General features: G+C 74.5%; 15 protein-coding genes. 6 read left to right on the forward strand and 9 right to left on the reverse strand.

The features are described 5' to 3' along the window. The first annotated feature begins 534 nt into the window (after positions 1 to 534). Positions 535 to 1,575 carry a tryptophan--tRNA ligase gene (trpS, locus tag AB0910_RS28365; RefSeq protein WP_366747507.1) on the forward strand — a complete coding sequence of 347 codons (1,041 nt, stop codon included), beginning with the start codon at positions 535 to 537 and terminating at the stop codon, positions 1,573 to 1,575. Between the two features lie 88 nt (positions 1,576 to 1,663). Here the strand turns inward: trpS and proC are convergent, their stop codons facing one another. Continuing rightward, the gene (gene proC / locus AB0910_RS28370) at positions 1,664 to 2,497 is read right to left on the reverse strand and encodes a pyrroline-5-carboxylate reductase (protein ID WP_366747508.1); all 834 of its coding nucleotides are present in this window, start codon (positions 2,495 to 2,497) and stop codon (positions 1,664 to 1,666) included. A 121-nt stretch (positions 2,498 to 2,618) separates the two neighbouring features. Next, positions 2,619 to 3,530: an RNA polymerase sigma factor SigJ gene (gene sigJ, locus AB0910_RS28375; protein ID WP_366747509.1), complete on the reverse strand. Its 912-nt coding sequence runs from the start codon at positions 3,528 to 3,530 to the stop codon at positions 2,619 to 2,621. A 250-nt stretch (positions 3,531 to 3,780) separates the two neighbouring features. On the opposite strand from sigJ, the gene AB0910_RS28380 reads away from it, so the two are divergent. Next, complete coding sequence (locus AB0910_RS28380; protein ID WP_366747510.1) at positions 3,781 to 4,305, forward strand: MarR family transcriptional regulator; 525 nt, start codon at positions 3,781 to 3,783, stop codon at positions 4,303 to 4,305. Between the two features lie 80 nt (positions 4,306 to 4,385). Here AB0910_RS28380 and AB0910_RS28385 read toward each other — a convergent pair whose 3' ends face one another. The 5 genes from AB0910_RS28385 to AB0910_RS28405 form a co-directional block, all read right to left on the reverse strand. Then, positions 4,386 to 4,853 (reverse strand): hypothetical protein, encoded by a 468-nt coding sequence (locus AB0910_RS28385; RefSeq protein WP_366747554.1) that lies wholly within the window; start codon positions 4,851 to 4,853, stop codon positions 4,386 to 4,388. 225 nt (positions 4,854 to 5,078) lie between these two features. Next, positions 5,079 to 6,929, reverse strand: coding sequence for a dihydroxy-acid dehydratase (ilvD, locus tag AB0910_RS28390; RefSeq protein WP_366747511.1), 1,851 nt, complete (start codon positions 6,927 to 6,929; stop codon positions 5,079 to 5,081). A 204-nt stretch (positions 6,930 to 7,133) separates the two neighbouring features. Further along, on the reverse strand, positions 7,134 to 7,772 hold the full coding sequence (locus tag AB0910_RS28395) for a TetR family transcriptional regulator (RefSeq protein WP_366747512.1): 639 nt from the start codon (positions 7,770 to 7,772) through the stop codon (positions 7,134 to 7,136). After that, the gene (locus tag AB0910_RS28400) at positions 7,769 to 8,677 is read right to left on the reverse strand and encodes a sugar phosphate isomerase/epimerase (RefSeq protein ID WP_366747513.1); all 909 of its coding nucleotides are present in this window, start codon (positions 8,675 to 8,677) and stop codon (positions 7,769 to 7,771) included. Before AB0910_RS28400 ends, AB0910_RS28395 begins: the two co-directional genes overlap by 4 nt. Before the next feature lie 106 nt (positions 8,678 to 8,783). After that, positions 8,784 to 9,716 carry a Ppx/GppA phosphatase family protein gene (locus AB0910_RS28405; RefSeq protein ID WP_366747514.1) on the reverse strand — a complete coding sequence of 311 codons (933 nt, stop codon included), beginning with the start codon at positions 9,714 to 9,716 and terminating at the stop codon, positions 8,784 to 8,786. Positions 9,717 to 9,758: 42 nt separating this feature from the next. Here AB0910_RS28405 and AB0910_RS28410 point away from each other — a divergent pair, with 42 nt between their 5' ends. Next, positions 9,759 to 10,721: a hypothetical protein gene (locus AB0910_RS28410; protein WP_366747515.1), complete on the forward strand. Its 963-nt coding sequence runs from the start codon at positions 9,759 to 9,761 to the stop codon at positions 10,719 to 10,721. A gap of 48 nt (positions 10,722 to 10,769) precedes the next feature. On the opposite strand, the gene AB0910_RS28415 is transcribed toward AB0910_RS28410, so the two are convergent. Further along, positions 10,770 to 12,653 (reverse strand): hypothetical protein, encoded by a 1,884-nt coding sequence (locus AB0910_RS28415; protein ID WP_366747516.1) that lies wholly within the window; start codon positions 12,651 to 12,653, stop codon positions 10,770 to 10,772. Between the two features lie 319 nt (positions 12,654 to 12,972). Here AB0910_RS28415 and radA point away from each other — a divergent pair, with 319 nt between their 5' ends. Beyond that, positions 12,973 to 14,382: a DNA repair protein RadA gene (gene radA, locus AB0910_RS28420; protein ID WP_366747517.1), complete on the forward strand. Its 1,410-nt coding sequence runs from the start codon at positions 12,973 to 12,975 to the stop codon at positions 14,380 to 14,382. Between the two features lie 44 nt (positions 14,383 to 14,426). Next, entirely contained in the window at positions 14,427 to 15,560 is a 1,134-nt protein-coding gene (gene disA / locus AB0910_RS28425) for a DNA integrity scanning diadenylate cyclase DisA (RefSeq protein WP_345649729.1), read from the forward strand. Between the two features lie 78 nt (positions 15,561 to 15,638). Here the strand turns inward: disA and AB0910_RS28430 are convergent, their stop codons facing one another. Beyond that, positions 15,639 to 16,526, reverse strand: a complete 888-nt coding sequence (locus AB0910_RS28430; RefSeq protein ID WP_366747518.1) for a hypothetical protein — start codon at positions 16,524 to 16,526, stop codon at positions 15,639 to 15,641. Positions 16,527 to 16,658: 132 nt separating this feature from the next. Between AB0910_RS28430 and AB0910_RS28435 the strand changes: the two genes are divergently transcribed. After that, complete coding sequence (locus AB0910_RS28435; protein ID WP_366747519.1) at positions 16,659 to 17,552, forward strand: A/G-specific adenine glycosylase; 894 nt, start codon at positions 16,659 to 16,661, stop codon at positions 17,550 to 17,552. Positions 17,553 to 17,720: the final 168 nt, after the last annotated feature.

Below are 17,720 nucleotides of genomic sequence, written 5' to 3' on the forward strand. Positions count from 1 at the left end.
TCAGACGCTGTTTCCCGTGTTTCCCCGTCTGATTCCCCGCCGGAAGGTGGGGCCCTGCTCCGTCTTTCCGGCCCTTTCGCTCGGCCGTTCCGACGAGTGAGACTTTAGCGGATTCAGGGGCTCCGACGCTAATCGGGGCTTCCCGTTCTTTCGAACTGGATTCCTGCTTTCCCGCTCCGTGGGAACGCACATGCCGAACAGGACGGCAGCGTGCCGTCTTGGTCTGAGAGGTTCCTGCGGAGTGGCTGTCCGGGTCCGACCTGGATCGGCGCTCACGTCGAACAGCCCGGAGTACGTTACGGATCGGGGTTGAGACTGTCAACTCCGGGGTAGCGCGCGTACCCTGGGCCCATGACCTCGTGTGTACGTACCCCTCGCACCTGCCAGTGGTGGGCCGCCTGACGGCGGCCGGTACACACACCCCACGGCCGCCGCCTCCGGCGGCCGTTTCTGTTTCTCCTCCCCCGGGACCCCCGGGGGCGCGGCCCGGCCGGTCGGGCGGCGGGCCCTCGTACGGAGAACAGGAGACGGCACATGACCACGATCTTCAGCGGGATCAAACCCACCGGGGACCTGACGCTCGGCAACTACCTGGGGGCGATCTCGCGGTGGGTCCGCGTCGACCAGCACCGGGCGGACGCCTTCTTCTCCGTTGTGGATCTGCACGCCCTCACCGTCGAGCACGAGCCGGCCAGGATCCGCAGGCTCAGCCGCCGGACCGCGACGCTGCTGCTGGCGGCGGGGCTCGACCCCCAGGTCTGCGCGCTGTTCGTGCAGAGCCACGTGGACGAGCACACCCGGCTGTCGTACCTGCTGGAGTGCGTGGCCACGGACGGGGAGCTGCGGCGCATGATCCAGTACCGGGAGAAGAGTGCGCGGGCGAGGGAGTCCGGTGAGGGCGTGCGGTTCTCGCTGCTGTCGTATCCGGCGCTGATGGCGGCGGACATCCTGGCGTACCGGACCGACGAGGTGCCGGTCGGCGAGGACCAGCGGCAGCACGTGGAGCTGACCCGCGATCTGGCGGTGCGGTTCAACCAGCGGTACGGGGAGACGTTCACGGTGCCGCGGGCCACCGCGCCCCCGGTGGCCGCGCGGGTCATGGACCTCCAGGACCCCACGGGCAAGATGGGCAAGTCGCATGCGGACGGGGCGGGGATCGTCTATCTGCTCGACGATCTCGACACCGTGCGCAGGAAGGTCATGCGGGCGGTGACCGACAGCGGGCGCGACGTCGTGTACGACAGGGCGGCGCGGCCGGGGGTGGCGAACCTGCTGGACATCCTGGCCGCGTGCCGCGCCGACCTGGCGGCGGGCGCGGGGGCCGGCGGCGGGGGCGGCGGGAGCGATCCGGCCGCGCTGGCCGCGTCGTACGACTCGTACGGGGCGCTCAAGCGGGACGTGGCGGATGCGGTGGTCGGGGTGCTGCGTCCGCTCCAGGAGCGGTACGCGCGGCTCGCTGCCGATCCGGGCGCCGTGGAAGCGGTGCTGCGGGCGGGCGCCGGCCGGGCGCGCGCGGTGGCGCGGCCCGTGGTGGACGCGGCGTACGCGGCGGTGGGGCTGCTGCCCGCGCGGTGAGTCCGCCGGGCCCGTGGGCCGGGGGGGGAGGGGGACACGGCCTCCTCCTTTCCCCCGGTTCCCCCCGGTTGCCCCCGGCGCGCACGGGTCAGCCGTTGCCGGTGGCGAGCGCGCGGCTGCGGTCTCTGGCCGCTTCGAGCGCGGCGATGAGGGCGGACCGCACGCCGTGGTCCTCCAGTTCGCGGATGGCGTTGATCGTGGTGCCCGCGGGCGAGGTGACGGCCTCGCGGAGCTTCACGGGGTGTTCGCCGCTGTCGCGGAGCATCACGGCGGCACCGATCGCGGACTGCACGATCAGGTCGTGGGCCTGGGCGCGAGGGACGCCGAGGAGGATGCCTGCGTCCGTCATGGCCTCGACGAGGAAGTAGAAGTAGGCGGGTCCCGAGCCCGAGAGGGCGGTGGCGGCGTCCTGCTGGGACTCGGGGACGCGGAGGGTCTTGCCGACGCCGCCGAAGATCTCCTCGGCGTGGGCGAGGTCTTCGGCGACGGCGTGGCTGCCCGCCGAGATGACGGACATGCCCTCGTCCACGACGACGGGGGTGTTGGGCATGACGCGCACGACGGCGACGCCCGCCGCGAGGCGCTCCTCGATGAAGGCGGTGGTGATGCCGGCCGCGGCGCTGATCACCAGGCGGTCCGCGGTGGTGTGGGGGGCGAGTTCGCCGAGGAGCGTGCCCATGTCCTGCGGCTTCACGGCGAGGATGAGGGTGTCGGCGCGCTTGGCCGCCTGGGCGTTGGTGACGTGCTCGACGCCGTAACGGTCGTGCAGTTCAGCGGCGCGCTCGGCCCTGCGGGTGGTGACGAGGAGGTGCTCGGGGCGCCAGCCCGCGCGCAGCATGCCGCTGAGCAGCGCCTCGCCGATCTTGCCCGTGCCGAGGACCGCGACGGTCCTGCTGGGGCGGGTCTGGTTCGTACCGGTCACTTCGGTCACCTCGCCGTGCGGTGGTGCATGGGTCTTCGTGCGGTCGTGTACGGGTGCGTACCGGGCCATCCTGGCGCATCCGCCGGCGGCCCGTTTTTCCCTGCGCACGAGCGGCGGGGGGTCAGGGACGGCGGGGGGCGGTGAGGGCGTAGGCGGGTTCGGGGGTGCGAGGGGTGGGGATGTGGCGGAGCTTGTCGGGGTTGAGGACGCCGTGGATGGTCCTGATGCGGCCCTCGCCCACGGTGAAGGAGTAGACGGCGAGGGGGCCGGCGGTGAGGTCGTAGAGGAGGGCTCCGGGTGCGCCGTTGACGTCGCGGGGGACGAGGCGCATGCGGTCGGGTTCGTAGCCGCGCAGGACGCGGGTCATGAACGTGGCGACCTTCTCGCCGCCGATCACCGGAAGACGGGCGGCGATGACCTTGCCGCCGCCGTCGGAGCGCAGGACCGCCTCGGGGTCGAGGACTTCGAGGAGGGCGTCGAAGTCGCCCGCCATGGCCGCCGTGAGGAAGGCGTCGACGGCCCGGCGGCTCTCGTCGCGGTCCACGGTGGTGCGGGGCGCCTCGTCGCGGACGCGGCGGCGGCCGCGTGAAGCGAGCTGCCGTACGGAGTCGGCGCTGCGGCCGACGGCCTCGGCGATCTCTGCGAAGGGCACGGAGAACACGTCGTGGAGGATGAAGGCGGTGCGCTCTGCGGGGGTGAGGCGTTCGAGCACGAACAGCATGGCCGTGCCGACGGACTCGTCGAGGGCGGCGCGCTCCTCGGGGCCCGGCTCGGTGACGAGGGGCTCGGGGAGCCAGGTGCCGACGTACGCCTCGCGGCGGGCGCGGGCCGAGGTGAGCTGGTCGTAGCAGATCCGGCTGACGACGGTGGTGAGGTACGCGCGGGGCGTGTGCGCCTCGCCGTCCGGCAGGCGCTGCCAGCGCAGCCAGGCGTCCTGCACGGCGTCGTCGGCGTCGGCGACGGATCCGGTGATGCGGTAGGCGATGCTCCACAGGCGCTCGCGCTCCCGCTCGAATACCGCTGGCTCGGCCACTGCTCGGCTCCCGGGTCTTCCGTCGTCGGCACGCTGGTGTGTCCGACGCCACCAGCTTTTCGTTCTTCGGGCCGCGCGTCCAAGTCCTCGGACGACTCGTGACCAGTGGTGGCCCTTATCACCCCAGGTCGGAACGGCCATCGCCGATTTTACTTGCATGCGCCGAATATTTCGCTCGTGGACTACCCTGGGAGGAGGGAAGAGACTGCACGAGAACGCGCGGCCACGCGCGCAGGACACGGAGGTCCCCATGACCGCGACCGACCCGGCGCTCACCGCTCTCGCCCAGGGCTGGTCCGCGCTGTCGCTGCTCCACGGCCAGATCGAGTCGCACATCGAGCGGCTGCTGCAGGCGGGGCACGGGCTGAGCGTGCGCGAGTACTCCCTGCTCAACACCCTCAGCAGGCAGCACGACGGCGACGGCGGCCACCTCCAGATGAAGCAGGTCGCCGACGCGGTGGTGCTGAGCCAGAGCGCGACGACGCGGCTGGTCAGCAGGTTGGAGGACCGGGGGCTGCTGTCGCGTTACCTGTGTCCCACGGACCGCAGGGGCATCTACACGGACGTCACGGCCGAGGGCCTCGCCCTGCTGGAGCGGGCCCGCCCGACCAACGACGCCGCGCTGCGGGACGCGCTGGCCGAGGCCGCGCGCAATCCGGCGCTCGCGCCGCTGGTGCGGGCGATCGAGGAGGCCGGTGTCCCGCTGGCGTCCGCGCCGCCGTCGGCCGTGGCGCGGGGGGCCGCCTGCGCGCCGGCCGCCGAGGGCGCCTCCTGACGCTGCTCCGGGCGGCGGGGCTCACGCGGGGCGCCTGGTGACCACCAGGTCGACCCGGCGGGGGCCGTTGTGTGCGGGGCTCAGCGGCGCTTGGTCCCGGGCTGCTTGGGGCGGCGGGCCGCCGTGCCGGGCCTGCCGCTGCGGGCCGCGCGGCGCTTCTCGTACGCGGCGACTGCGGCCTCGTACTCGCGGCGGCGCAGCCCCTCGCCGGGCGCCTCGGTGAGCGAGCGCACGAAGTAGGCGAGGAGCGAGCCGATGAAGCCGATCGCCTTCAGGCTGCGCAGGGACTCCTCGCGGGCGGGGTCGGCGGGCCTGGCGGAGAAGCCGTCCCAGGTCCTGCGGAACGCGACGAAGCTGCACACCGCGAACATCGCCACGACGAGCACGCCCACGAAGGGGCCGACGTCGGCGAGCGCGAGGCCGTCGTAGGCGAACCGCAGGACGGCGCAGGACGCGGCGGCCGCCAGCAGCGCGCCGGCGGCGACGGCTGCGCGGCGCAGGCCGTAGCCGCCGTCGTGGGCGAGCCAGGTGGTGCCGAAGAACCGCAGGGCCTCCGGCTCCGGGCCGCCGGGCGCGCCCTGCGCGGGCCGGCCGCCGCGGGTGGCCGCGCCGCTGCCGCGCTCCCGCCCGTCGGCCTGCCGCTCCTGGGTTTCCTGCCCCTCGGGGCTCCGCTGCTCGCTCACGGGTCGATTATCCCCCGGCGGGCCCGGCGACCGGGAGCGGCCGGGCCCCGCACGGCGAGGGGCCTCCGGGCCCCGGCCCGGCGCGACCGGTCAGCCCAGGCGGGACACGTCGCGGACGGCGCCGCGGTCCGCGCTCGTCGCCATCGCCGCGTAGGCGCGCAGCGCCGCCGACACCTTGCGGTCGCGGTCGCGCGGCGCGTACACGCCGCCGAGCGCCTCCCGGCGCGCGGCCAGCTCCTCGTCGCCGACGAGCAGTTCGATGGAGCGCGCCGGGATGTCGATGCGGATGCGGTCGCCGTCGTGCACCAGCGCGATCGCGCCGCCCGCTGCCGCCTCGGGCGAGACGTGCCCGATGGACAGGCCCGAAGTGCCGCCGGAGAAGCGGCCGTCGGTGATCAGCGCGCAGCTCTTGCCCAGGCCGCGGCCCTTCAGGTACGAGGTCGGGTAGAGCATCTCCTGCATGCCGGGGCCGCCCTTGGGGCCCTCGTAGCGGATGACGACGACGTCGCCCTCGGTGATCTCCTTGCGGAGGATCTTCTCTACGGCCTCCTCCTGCGACTCGCAGACCACCGCGGGGCCCTCGAACGTCCAGATCGACTCGTCCACGCCCGCGGTCTTCACCACGCAGCCGTCGACGGCGATGTTGCCGCGCAGCACGCCGAGGCCGCCGTCCTTGCTGTACGCGTGCGCCACGTCGCGGATGCAGCCGCCGGCCGCGTCCACGTCGAGCGACTCCCACCGCTCGGACTGCGAGAAGGCGCTCGCCGAGCGCGCGCAGCCGGGCGCGGCGTGCCACAGCTCGACAGCCTCTTCTGAGGGCGAGCCGCTGCGCACGTCCCAGGTCTCGAGCCACTCCTTGACGCCGGGCGAGTGGACCGTGTGCACGTCCTCGTTGAGCAGGCCGCCGCGGTAGAGCTCGCCGAGGATCGCGGGGATGCCGCCCGCCCTGTGCACGTCCTCCATGTAGTACGTGCCGCCGGGGGCGACGTTCGGCGCGACCTTGGCCAGGCAGGGCACGCGGCGCGAGACGGCGTCGATGTCGCCGAGGTCGTACTCGACGCCCGCCTCCTGCGCGGCGGCGAGCAGGTGCAGGATCGTGTTGGTCGAACCGCCCATGGCGATGTCGAGCGCCATCGCGTTCTCGAACGCGGCGTGCGTGGCGACGCTGCGCGGCAGCACCGAGGCGTCGTCCTGCTCGTAGTAGCGCTTGGCCAGCTCGACGACGGTGGCCCCCGCGCGCTCGTACAGGGCGCGGCGCGCGGTGTGGGTGGCGAGGACGGAGCCGTTGCCCGGGAGGGCGAGGCCGATCGCCTCGGTCAGGCAGTTCATCGAGTTGGCGGTGAACATGCCGGAACAGGAGCCGCAGGTCGGGCAGGCGTTCTCCTCGATGCGGAGCATGTCGGCGTCGGACACCGACTCGTTCACCGCGTCCGACATGGCGTTGATCAGGTCGAGCTTGCGGACCGTGCCGTCGACGAGCGTCGCGCGGCCGGCCTCCATGGGACCGCCCGAGACGAAGATCGTGGGGATGTTCAGCCGCATCGCGGCCATCAGCATGCCCGGCGTGATCTTGTCGCAGTTGGAGATGCAGACGAGGGCGTCCGCGCAGTGCGCCTCGACCATGTACTCGACGGAGTCCGCGATCAGGTCGCGCGAGGGCAGCGAGTACAGCATGCCGCCGTGGCCCATCGCGATGCCGTCGTCGACCGCGATCGTGTTGAACTCGCGGGGCACAGCGCCCGCGGCCTGCACCGCTTCCGAGACGATCCGGCCCACCGGCGCCAGGTGCGTGTGCCCGGGCACGAACTCGGTGAACGAGTTGGCGATGGCCACGATCGGCTTGCCGATGTCCTCGCTCGCTACGCCCGACGCCCGCATAAGGGCGCGCGCGCCCGCCATGTTGCGGCCGTGGGTGACTGTGCGGGACCTCAGCTCGGGCATCGTCGCTCGCTCCTTCAGCAGATGCGTACAGCACGAATGGCTGAGTCGAGCCTACGCTCCGCCTCCAAGATCCGGACACGTTGTCCGGAATGCGGGACGCGCGTTCGAGGACCGGACGCGGGCCGGGGGTCGTACGGGCTCCCGCCGGTCGTGCGGGTTCCTGTCGGTCCTACGGACTCCCGCCGGTCGTGCGGCTCCCGTCGCTCAGCCGCCCGTCAGGTGGTGCTGGAGGGCCGGCGCCACCCGGCGTACCAGCTCCTCGGCGTCCGCCCCCGCCAGCGGTTCGAGCCGCAGCACGTACCGCAGCAGCGCGATGCCGACCATCTGCGACGCCGCGAGTTCGGCGGCGAGCCGCGGGTCGGGTACGTCGAGTGCCTGCGCGATCGGTTCGAGCAGCCGGCCGAGCACGAAGGTGCGCAGCACGCCCGCGGCGGTCTCGTGCGTGAGCGCCGAGCGGACCACGGCGAGCAGCGGCGCCCTGCTGCCCTCGTCCTCCCACACGCCGACGAAGTAGCGCGCCAGCCGCTCCCCGATGGTGTCCCGGTCGCCCGCGAGGATGCCGCGCACGCCGGCCGCGGGCTCGAAGGAGACCTCGATGGCCGCGCCGAAGACCTCTTCCTTCGTGCCGAAGTAGTGGTGCACGAGGGCCGGGTCGACGCCCGCGGCCCTGGCGATGCCGCGCACGGACGTCCTGTCGTAGCCGTGGGCCGCGAACTCGCCGCGCGCCGCGTCGAGGATGCGTTCCCGCGCGCCGGGCCCCGCGTCGGCCACGGCCCGCGCGGGACGGCCACGGCCCCGCCGTGCGGGGGCGCCCGGGCCCGGCGCCGCGCCGGACTCCTTCACGCGGCGCCCCCCGCCCGTCCTGGGCGCCCGCCGCGCCCCGGCCTGCGGATGCGCCGCGCCTGCGCCGGCTCCTGCGCCCGGGCGGGGGGCGCCGCCGCGGGAGCCGGCACGGTGCCGGGCGGCGCGAGGTGGTGCCTGGCGAAGGCCAGCGCCTCCGCGAGGTCGGCCTCGCGCTCCGCGACCGACATCGCGCGGCGCGTGTTGACCTCGACCACCACATGGCCGTCGAAGCCGCTGCCGCGCAGGCCGCGCAGCAGCTCGGCGCAGGGCTGGTCGCCGCGCCCCGGCACCAGGTGCTCGTCCTTCGCCGAGCCCTTGCCGTCGGCGAGGTGGACGTGCCCGAGCCGCTCGCCCATGCGGTCGACCATCGCGAGGGTGTCCGTGCGCGCGGTGGCGGTGTGCGAGAGGTCGACGGTGAAGTGCCGGTAGTCGTCCTTGGTGACGTCCCAGTCGGGCGCGTACGCGAGCATCTCGCGGTCGCGGTAGCGCCACGGGTACATGTTCTCGACCGCGAACCTGACGTCCGTCTCCTCGGCCATCCGCCAGATTCCGGACACGAAGTCGCGCGCGTACTGGCGCTGCCAGCGGAACGGCGGGTGCACGACGACGGTGGAGGCGCCGAGCTTCTCTGCCGCCGCCCGCGCCCGCTGGAGCTTGGTCCACGGGTCGGAGGACCACACCCGCTGGGTGATCAGGAGACACGGCGCGTGGACCGCGAGGATCGGCACCTCGTGGAAGTCCGAGAGCCCGCGCAGCGCGTCGATGTCCTGGCTCACGGGGTCCGTCCAGACCATGACCTCGACGCCGTCGTAGCCGAGGCGCCCCGCGATCTCGAAGGCGGTCGCCGTGGTCTCCGGATAGACCGAGGCCGTGGACAGGGCGACCTTCGCAGCCGGAACGCGCATCGCTTGATCTGCCGCTGGATTAGCCACCCAAACAGGGTACGGGGCCGCCCGCGCTCCCCCGCCCGCCTGCGGGGGCCCGGCGGCCCGGCCTGTGCGGGCCCGCCCGTCAGGTCGCGGGCATCCGGTCGAGGCGGCGCAGGATGACGCCCTCGCGCAGCGCCCACGGGCAGATCTCCAGCACGTCCACGTCGAACAGGTCCATCGCCGCCTCCGCGACCAGCGCGCCGGCGAGCAGCTGCGGGGCCCGGCCGAGGGAGACGCCCGGCAGTCCCGCGCGCTGCTCCACGGTCATCTCCGCGAGCTTCGGCACCCACTCCTCCAGGGCGGCGCGGCTCAGCTGCCGCTGCACGTACACACCCTCGGCGGAGCGTGCCGCACCGCCGATGCGGGCGAGCTGGCGGAAGGTCTTGGAGGTGGCGACGGTGTGGTCGGGCCTGCCGAGGCGGCTGAACTCGCCGACCGTACGGGCGATCTCGGCGCGCACGTCGCGGCGCAGCACCCGCACGTCCAGGGCGTCGGGCGGGTCGCCGGGCAGCCGGCCCGCGGTGAGGCGGCCCGCGCCGAGCGGCAGCGAGACGGCCGCGTCGGGGGCCTCGTCCACGCCGTACGCGATCTCCAGCGAGCCGCCGCCGATGTCGAGGACGAGGAGGCGGCCCGCGGACCAGCCGAACCAGCGGCGGGCGGCGAGGAAGGTGAGTCTCGCCTCCTCCGCGCCGGTGAGTACCTGGAGGTCGGTGCCGGTCTCCGCGCGGACCCGGGCGAGCACGTGGTCGGCGTTGGTGGCCTCCCGCACGGCGGAGGTCGCGAAGGCGAGGACGTCCTCGCAGCCCTTCTCCTCGGCAGCCCGCACCGCGTCGGCGACGGTGGCGACGAGCCGGTCCACCCCCTCGGGGCCTATCGCCCCGTCGTCCTGGAGGAGTTCGGCGAGGCGCAGCTCCGCCTTGTGGGAATAGGCGGGCAGCGGCCTGGCGCCCCGGTGGGCGTCGACCGCGAGCAGATGCACGGTGTTCGAACCGACATCGAGGACTCCGAGTCTCATGGGCGGAACCGTACCCGCGGCCGCGGACTTACCCTTGGGCCCGTGCCTAAGACGAACAAGACGAAGCCGGGCAAAGCCGAGCAGGCGAAGGACCGGAAGAAGCCGAAGAAGCAGCGGGCCGGTGCGGCCGCGCTCGCTGTGCTGCCCGAGGAGGACGAGCACGGCGTCGACTTCGCGCGCGCCTGGGTGGAGTTCCCCGACCCGGCCGACGCCGAGCAGGTCTTCCGCTGCGACCTGACCTGGCTGACGTCCCGGTGGACGTGCATCTTCGGCAGCGGCTGCCAGGGCATCCAGGCGGGCCGCGCCGCCGACGGCTGCTGCACGCTGGGCGCGCACTTCTCCGACGCGGACGACGAGCGGCGGGTCGCCGGCCATGTGGCCCGGCTGACGCCGGAGATCTGGCAGTTCCACGACGAGGGCACACGGAACGGCTGGACGCAGGCGACGGACGACGATGGCGATGACGATGACGCCGTCGATGGGTTCGAGGACGCCGACGCGGACGACGACGACCTCGACGAGGCCGAAGCCGCCGACGACGCGGACGACGACGACCCGCACCGCCAGACCCGCGTCTTCCAGGGCTCCTGCATCTTCCAGAACCGGCCGGGCTTCGCGGGCGGCGCGGGCTGCGCCCTGCACATCCTCGCCCTGAAGGAGGGCAAGGAGCCGCTGGAGACCAAGCCGGACGTGTGCTGGCAGCTGCCGGTGCGCAGGACGTACGACTGGATCGACCGCCCCGACGACACCCGCGTCCTGCAGATCTCGATCGGCGAGTACGACCGGCGGGGCTGGGGCCCTGGCGGGCACGACCTGCACTGGTGGTGCACGTCGGCGGCCTCGGCGCACGGCGCGGGCGACCCGGTGTACGTGTCGTACCGCCCCGAGCTGACGGAGCTGATGGGCAAGGCGGCGTACGACGTCCTGACGGAGCTGTGCGAGCGCCGCCTGGCGAGCGAGCTGCCCCTGATGGCGCCGCACCCGGCGGACCCCGCGCGCAGCTGAGCCGGGGCGGCCCGGCCCGGCGTCGGCCGGGGCCCGCCGGGCCGCGGGTCAGCTCGCGGACGGCGCGGAGCCGCTCGGGTCGTCGCCGGTGGCGGGGGGCGAGGAGGGCGGGTCGGGGCTCGACCCGTCGGACGCGGGGGCCGTGGGGTCGCCGGTGCCCGGGCTGCCCGAGCCGCCCGAGCCGTCGCCGCTGCCGTCGGAGCCGGAGGGCGAGCCCGGGTCGGTGGGGCTCCCGCCGGGGCTGCTCGGGCCGCCGGAGCCGCCCGGGTCGCTCGGGCCCGTGGTCGTGCCGGGGCTGCCGGAGCCGCCCGGCTTTCCCGGGCCGCCACCGTGGTGGCCGCCGCTTCCGTGGCCGCCGTGGCGGCCCGAGGTCCCGGGCCGCGGGGAGCCGCCGCCCTGCGGGGTGTGCGGGTAGCCGTAGCCGTCCACGAGCACCACGGCGCCGGTCGGGTGGAGCGCGATCCTGGCGCGCCAGGGGCCCGCGGGCTCCCGCGCGTGGTCGACCGTGACGTACAGCGTCACCGACTGGCCCGCGGCGAGGGTGCCCGAGCTCCTGCTGAGGCTCAGCCAGCTCGCGCCGACGCTCGCCGACCAGCTGACGGGGGCGCCCGCGGCGGTGAGGGTGATCGTGGAGCGGCCCGCCGACGTGCGGGCCGTGACGTCGAGTGCCCCCGCGCCCGCGGCGCCTGCGCCGGACGTCGCCGTGCCGTGGCCGAGGACCTTGACGGAGACGTCCGAGCCCTCGGCGCCGCGGCCGCCGTCCGCGCCGGGCCCGTCGCTGGCGTTGCCCGCGTTCTCGTACCGCTCGTAGCCGCTGCCGTCGTGCGAGGAGGGCCCGCCGGGCTCGCCCGCACTGACGGAGGGGCCGCCGTGGCCCTCGCCGGTCTCCGGCGCGTTGCGGTACGCGGCCCACAGCGCGAACACCGGTGCCGCGATCACCGTGGCGACGACGGTCGTCGTCACCGCGCGGGCCCGCAGCCGGTCGCGGCGAGCCGCGCGGTCCTTGGCGTCGAGGGGGAAGCCGTCTCGGCCGAAGCGGGGCGCCGCGCCCCTGGCCCGTGGCGCGTGCAGCATCGCCGCGTAGGCCGCTGCCCGGTCGGCCTCGACGAGCGGCAGGACGGCGGGCGACCTGCGGGCCGGGCGCGGGGTGGCGCCGGGCCAGGGGCCCTGCGCCTCCACGCGCTCCGCGGTGCGGCGGCAGCGCGGGCAGTCGTCGACGTGCCGTACGAGCTCCTGGCGCAGCGCGGCCGAGAGCAGTACCCGGCTGTCGGCGGCGAGCCGTGCCACGGAGGGGCAGGCGCCCGTCTCGACCACGGCGAGCGCCGTGCGGGTCCGCTCGACCTCGACGGCGGCCCGTGACAGCAGGCTCCGCGCCGCCGCAGGCTCCATCGAGAGGACCGAGGCGACGCCGCGCGGACCGAGCTGGTGGCGCACCGCGAGTTCGAGCACCTCGCGCTGCTCCGGGGTGGTGCCCGCGGCCTCGGGCCAGGCGAGCAGGGCCAGTTCGCGGCGCCTGCGCTCGTCGGCTGCGTGGTCGGCGGGGACGGCGGGGGCGCCGCCCGGCCGCTCGGCCGCCGCGGCCTGGGCGTGCGCCCCGGCGCGGCCGCGGCGCCGGTCGTCGCGCCGTTGTGCGCGCTGCTCGGTGAGGGCGCGCAGGCACGCCCAGCGGGCGAGCGCGTAGAGCCACGCCTTGCGCTCGGGCTCACCGGTCGGCGAACGCCCGTACTGCCGCTCTGAGATGGCCAGCACCTCACCGAGCACCGCCGTCGCCGCCTCGTGGTCGCAGAGCACGGAGAGGCAGTAGGTGAACAGGCCGTCCAGATAGGGCTCGTAGCGCGCGGGCGGCCTCGGCGCCGCCACCCGGGGCGCACGGTGGGGCGCACGACGCGCGCCGTCGGTGTGCAGGGAGGTCTCGGGGCTGCTGCTCGTCACCTGGCGACGGTAGACAGAGGAAAGGACGCCCTTCCGGCCTCTTCAGCGCATTTAATCCGTACGGGTGAAGGAACCCACCGAAAGGGGACAAGAATCGTCACTTCACTTACGCCGACCCCCGCCCCACCCCACGTGTCCCACCCCCGAAAGCGCCCCGCGCGCGTCCCTCGTCCCTCCACGCGCCGCCCGTGCGCCAGGAGCGCGGCGTGCGGGACGCCGGGCTCCGCGTCGGGCGGCCGGAGATGGCCGGGCCGTTCCGCGCCGGCCGCCGCACCACCGCCGGGCGGGGTTGTCGGTGGGGCGCTATACGGTGAGCCGCATGGCCACCCGTACGAAGACCGCCAAGGACAGGCCGACCTATCGCTGCACGGAGTGCGGCTGGACGACCGCGAAGTGGCTCGGACGGTGTCCCGAGTGCCAGGCGTGGGGCACCGTCGAGGAGTACGGTGCGCCCGCCGTGCGCACGACGGCGGCCGGGCGGGTCACCGCGGCCGCCGTGCCGATCGGCGAGGTCGACGGCCGGCAGGCGACGGCGCGGCCCACGGGCGTGCCCGAGCTCGACCGGGTGCTCGGCGGCGGCCTCGTGCCGGGCGCCGTGGTGCTGCTCGCCGGCGAGCCGGGTGTCGGCAAGTCGACGCTGCTGCTCGACGTCGCGGCGAAGGCGGCGAGCCCCGCGCACCGCACCCTCTATGTGACGGGCGAGGAGTCGGCGAGCCAGGTGCGGCTGCGGGCCGACCGGATCGGCGCGCTCCACGACGACCTGTACCTCGCAGCGGAGACCGACCTGTCGGCGGTGCTCGGCCATCTCGACGCGGTGAAGCCGTCCCTGCTGGTCCTCGACTCGGTGCAGACGGTGGCGTCCCCGGAGATCGACGGCGCGCCCGGCGGCATGGCGCAGGTGCGGGAGGTCGCGGGCGCGCTGATCCGCGCGTCCAAGGAGCGCGGGATGGCGACGCTGCTCGTCGGCCATGTCACGAAGGACGGCGCGATCGCGGGACCGCGCCTGCTCGAACACCTGGTGGACGTGGTGCTGCAGTTCGAGGGCGACCGGCACGCCAGGCTGCGGCTGGTGCGCGGCGTGAAGAACAGGTACGGGACGACGGACGAGGTCGGCTGCTTCGAGCTGCACGACGAGGGCATCACGGGCCTCGCCGACCCGTCGGGCCTGTTCCTGACGCGGCGCGACGAGCCCGTGCCCGGCACGTGCCTGACGGTGACGCTCGAAGGCCGCCGCCCGCTGGTCGCGGAGGTGCAGGCGCTGACGGTCGACTCGCAGATCCCCTCGCCGCGCCGTACGACCTCCGGCCTCGAGACGTCCCGGGTGTCGATGATGCTCGCGGTCCTGGAGCAGCGCGGCCGCATCTCCGCGCTCGGCAAGCGGGACATCTACAGCGCGACGGTCGGCGGGGTCCGGCTCACCGAGCCCGCTGCCGACCTCGCGGTGGCGCTCGCGCTGGCGTCGGCCGCGAGCGACACCCCGCTGCCGAAGAACCTGGTGGCGATCGGCGAGGTGGGGCTCGCCGGCGAGGTCAGGCGGGTGACGGGCGTGCAGCGCAGGCTCGCGGAGGCCCACCGGCTGGGTTTCACGCACGCCCTCGTGCCGGGCGACCCCGGCAAGGTCCCGGCCGGTATGAAGGTCACGGAAGTCGCCGACATGGGCGACGCGCTGCGTGTCCTGCCGCGCCGGGCGCGCGCCCAGGCACCCCGGGACGAAGATGTGCGCCGGTAGACTTTGCCCTGGTCTCGCCCATCCGTACGAGCCGGAGGATCGCAATGGCAGCAGGCGACCGGGGGTCGGCACCCGGAAAGTCCGGTGCGGGCTCCGGCGTTCCCGGCGCTGAATCGCTCATGCGCTCCTCCCTGAGCGCGGTCGCGCCGGGCACGGCGCTGCGGGACGGCCTTGAGCGCATCCTGCGCGGCAACACCGGCGGTCTGATCGTGCTCGGCATGGACAGGACGGTCGAGGCGATGTGCACGGGCGGTTTCGTGCTGGACGTGGAGTTCACCTCCACGCGCCTGCGCGAGCTGTGCAAGCTCGACGGCGCGCTCATCCTCGACAAGGACATCACCAAGATCCTGCGGGCGGGCGTGCAGCTGGTGCCCGACGCGTCCATCCCGACGGAGGAGACCGGTACCCGCCACCGCACGGCGGACCGGGTCTCGAAGCAGTGCGGCTTCCCCGTGGTCTCCGTCTCGCAGTCGATGCGGCTGATCGCCCTGTACGTGAACGGCGAGCGTCGCGTGCTTGAGGAGTCCGCGGCGATCCTGTCCCGCGCCAACCAGGCGCTGGCCACCCTGGAGCGCTACAAGCTCAGGCTCGACGAGGTCGCCGGCACGCTGTCGGCGCTGGAGATCGAGGATCTGGTGACGGTCAGGGACGTCACGGCGGTCGCGCAGCGCCTCGAAATGGTGCGCAGGATCGCCACCGAGATCGCCGAGTACGTGGTGGAGCTCGGCACGGACGGCCGGCTGCTCGCGCTCCAGCTGGACGAGCTGATCGCGGGCGTCGAGCCCGAGCGCGAGCTCGTCGTGCGCGACTACGTGCCGGAGCCCACGGCGAAGCGCTCCCGCACGGTGCGCGAGGCGCTGGACGAGCTGAACACGCTCACCCACACCGAGCTGCTCGAACTGCCCGTGGTGGCGCGGGCGCTCGGCTACAGCGGCTCGCCCGAGACCCTCGACTCGGCGGTCTCGCCGCGCGGCTACCGCCTGCTGGCGAAGGTGCCGCGGCTGCCGGGCGCCATCATCGAGCGTCTCGTGGAGCACTTCGGCGGGCTGCAGAAGCTGCTGGCCGCGAGCGTCGACGACCTCCAGACGGTCGACGGCGTCGGCGAGGCGCGCGCCCGCAGCGTCCGCGAGGGCCTGTCGCGCCTCGCGGAGTCGTCCATCCTGGAGCGGTACGTCTGAGGGAGCGGTACGTCCGGCGCGCCGGGCGGGCGCTCCCGGAGCGCGAGCGCACCTGGAACTGACGGTGCGTCAGGCCCGTCAGTCCTGTTCCAGCCGCACCGACTTCTGGGACTGGGCCCGCGGGACGGTGGCGACGCCCGAGGTGATCTGCGCCAGGTAGGTGCCGGCGCCCGCCGCGGGCGGTGCGGCGGCCGAGCACTTGGTGGTGGAGTGCCTGCGGTCCCAGGTCAGGGTGCGCGTGACGGTGGCGTGCGCGGGGATCTCGAAGTACGCGTGCGCCGTCTTCGGGCAGTCCTTGGACGTCCAGATCTGGTCGTCGTCGGTGTCGGTGATCGTCAGGACCACGGCCTTCGGGCCCAGGTCGGCCTTGCAGTCGGTGCCGGAGCCGTTCGTCACCACCAGCTTGAACTGCGGCTTCTCGTCCGGCTCGTACGCCGCCTCGGTGCTGTCGAGCGCGACCTTCAGCGCACTGCGCGAGCAGGTCGGCAGCGCTGAGCCCACCGGCACCTGGCGGGCCGCCGCGCCGCCCGCCGCCGCGCCGCCCGCGGAGCCGCCGGTCCCGCCGGAGCCCGCGGCGCCGCCGCCGTCCCCGTTCTTCCCGGCGTCGTCGCCCGAGCCCGAGGAGCCCGCAGACCCCGATGAGCCCGAAGACCCCGCAGAGCCCGAGCCCGCGGAGGAGGAACCGGAGCCGCCCGACGCACCGTCAGAACCACCGCCGCCCGAGCTGTCGCGTCCGCCGGGCTCCTGGCTGATCGCGGGCCCCGAGCCGCTCGGGCCCGGTGTGATCGACGTCGCGGGCGCGGGTCCGCCGCCGCGGTCGTCGTGCTTCTTGGCGCCCCCGCCGCCTGCGGTGACGATCCAGGCGACCAGCACGGCGACCAGCACGATCAGGGCGGCGGCCACGGACCTCCGTCGCCAGTAGATCGAGGAGGGAAGCGGCCCGACAGGATTGCGCAGAGAACCCACGCGCCAAACTCTACGAGAGATCAGGGCCAACTCAGGCCCCACATGCCGCTCCTCCCGCAAGTTTTACGGATGATCATCACGGTGGCGTTGCCGCACGTCCGCACGGCGCGGCATGCGACCATCGGTGCTGTCATGACTGCCACAGAACAGAACCCCGCGGCGCTGCACGCCCCGGTCATCTCCTGGTTCGACACCCACGCCCGCGACCTGCCATGGCGCCGCCGGGAGGCCGGCGCCTGGGGGGTCATGGTCAGCGAGTTCATGCTCCAGCAGACCCCCGTGAGCCGTGTCCTGCCCGTGTACGAGCAGTGGCTGGCGCGCTGGCCGCGCCCCGCCGACCTGGCCGCCGAGGCGCCGGGCGAGGCGGTGCGCGCCTGGGGCAGGCTGGGCTACCCGCGCCGCGCGCTGCGCCTGCACGCGGCGGCCCGCGCCATGGCGGAGCGCTACGGCGGCGAGGTGCCGCGCGACCACGCGCAGCTGCTCGCGCTGCCGGGCGTCGGGGAGTACACGGCAGCGGCCGTCGCGTCGTTCGCGTACGGGCAGCGGCACGCGGTCCTCGACACCAACGTGCGCCGGGTGCTCGCCCGCGCCGTGACCGGTGTGCAGTACCCGCCCAACGCGACCACGGCGGCGGAGCGCAGGCTCGCCCGGGTGCTGCTGCCCGACGACGAGGCCACGGCCGCACGCTGGGCCGCCGCCTCCATGGAGCTCGGCGCGCTGGTGTGCACCGCCAAGAACGAGACGTGTGGGGCGTGCCCGCTCGCCGTCTCCTGCGCCTGGCGCCTCGCCGGCAAGCCCGCGCACGACGGGCCCGCCCGCCGCGGCCAGACCTATGCGGGCACCGACCGCCAGGTGCGCGGCAGGCTGCTCGCGCTGCTGCGCGAGGCCACGGACCCGGTCCCCCAGCAGCACCTCGACACCGCGTGGCACGAGCCCGTGCAGCGCGCCCGCGCTCTGGACGGGCTGGTCGCCGACGGCCTGGTCGAACCCCTCGAAGGGGGCCGCTACCGCCTCCCCCTCGGCTGACGCCCCGGCACGCACCGCGGGCCCTGCCGCCCGCCGACGCGCCCGATATGTCGTCCCGTTACACAACCGATGGACAGCCGTGCGTCCGCCTACGGGCGACGCGGACAGCCCCGTGACACGGGCTTCATAGGTTCTGTGGCGAACGCGCACAGCGCGCGGGGCAACACG

It is taken from the genome of Streptomyces sp. NPDC047002, from assembly GCF_040704505.1.
Lineage (GTDB): Bacteria > Actinomycetota > Actinomycetes > Streptomycetales > Streptomycetaceae > Streptomyces.

Bases quoted from the DNA above. Each gene is read 5' to 3' on its own strand.
- trpS (WP_366747507.1), top strand. From the start codon at position 535: ATGACCACGATCTTCAGCGGGATCAAACCCACCGGGGACCTGACGCTC.
- AB0910_RS28380 (WP_366747510.1), top strand. From the start codon at position 3,781: ATGACCGCGACCGACCCGGCGCTCACCGCTCTCGCCCAGGGCTGGTCC.
- ilvD (WP_366747511.1), bottom strand. From the start codon at position 6,929: ATGCCCGAGCTGAGGTCCCGCACAGTCACCCACGGCCGCAACATGGCG.
- AB0910_RS28400 (WP_366747513.1), bottom strand. From the start codon at position 8,677: ATGCGCGTTCCGGCTGCGAAGGTCGCCCTGTCCACGGCCTCGGTCTAT.
- AB0910_RS28405 (WP_366747514.1), bottom strand. From the start codon at position 9,716: ATGAGACTCGGAGTCCTCGATGTCGGTTCGAACACCGTGCATCTGCTC.
- radA (WP_366747517.1), top strand. From the start codon at position 12,973: ATGGCCACCCGTACGAAGACCGCCAAGGACAGGCCGACCTATCGCTGC.
- disA (WP_345649729.1), top strand. From the start codon at position 14,427: ATGGCAGCAGGCGACCGGGGGTCGGCACCCGGAAAGTCCGGTGCGGGC.
- AB0910_RS28435 (WP_366747519.1), top strand. From the start codon at position 16,659: ATGACTGCCACAGAACAGAACCCCGCGGCGCTGCACGCCCCGGTCATC.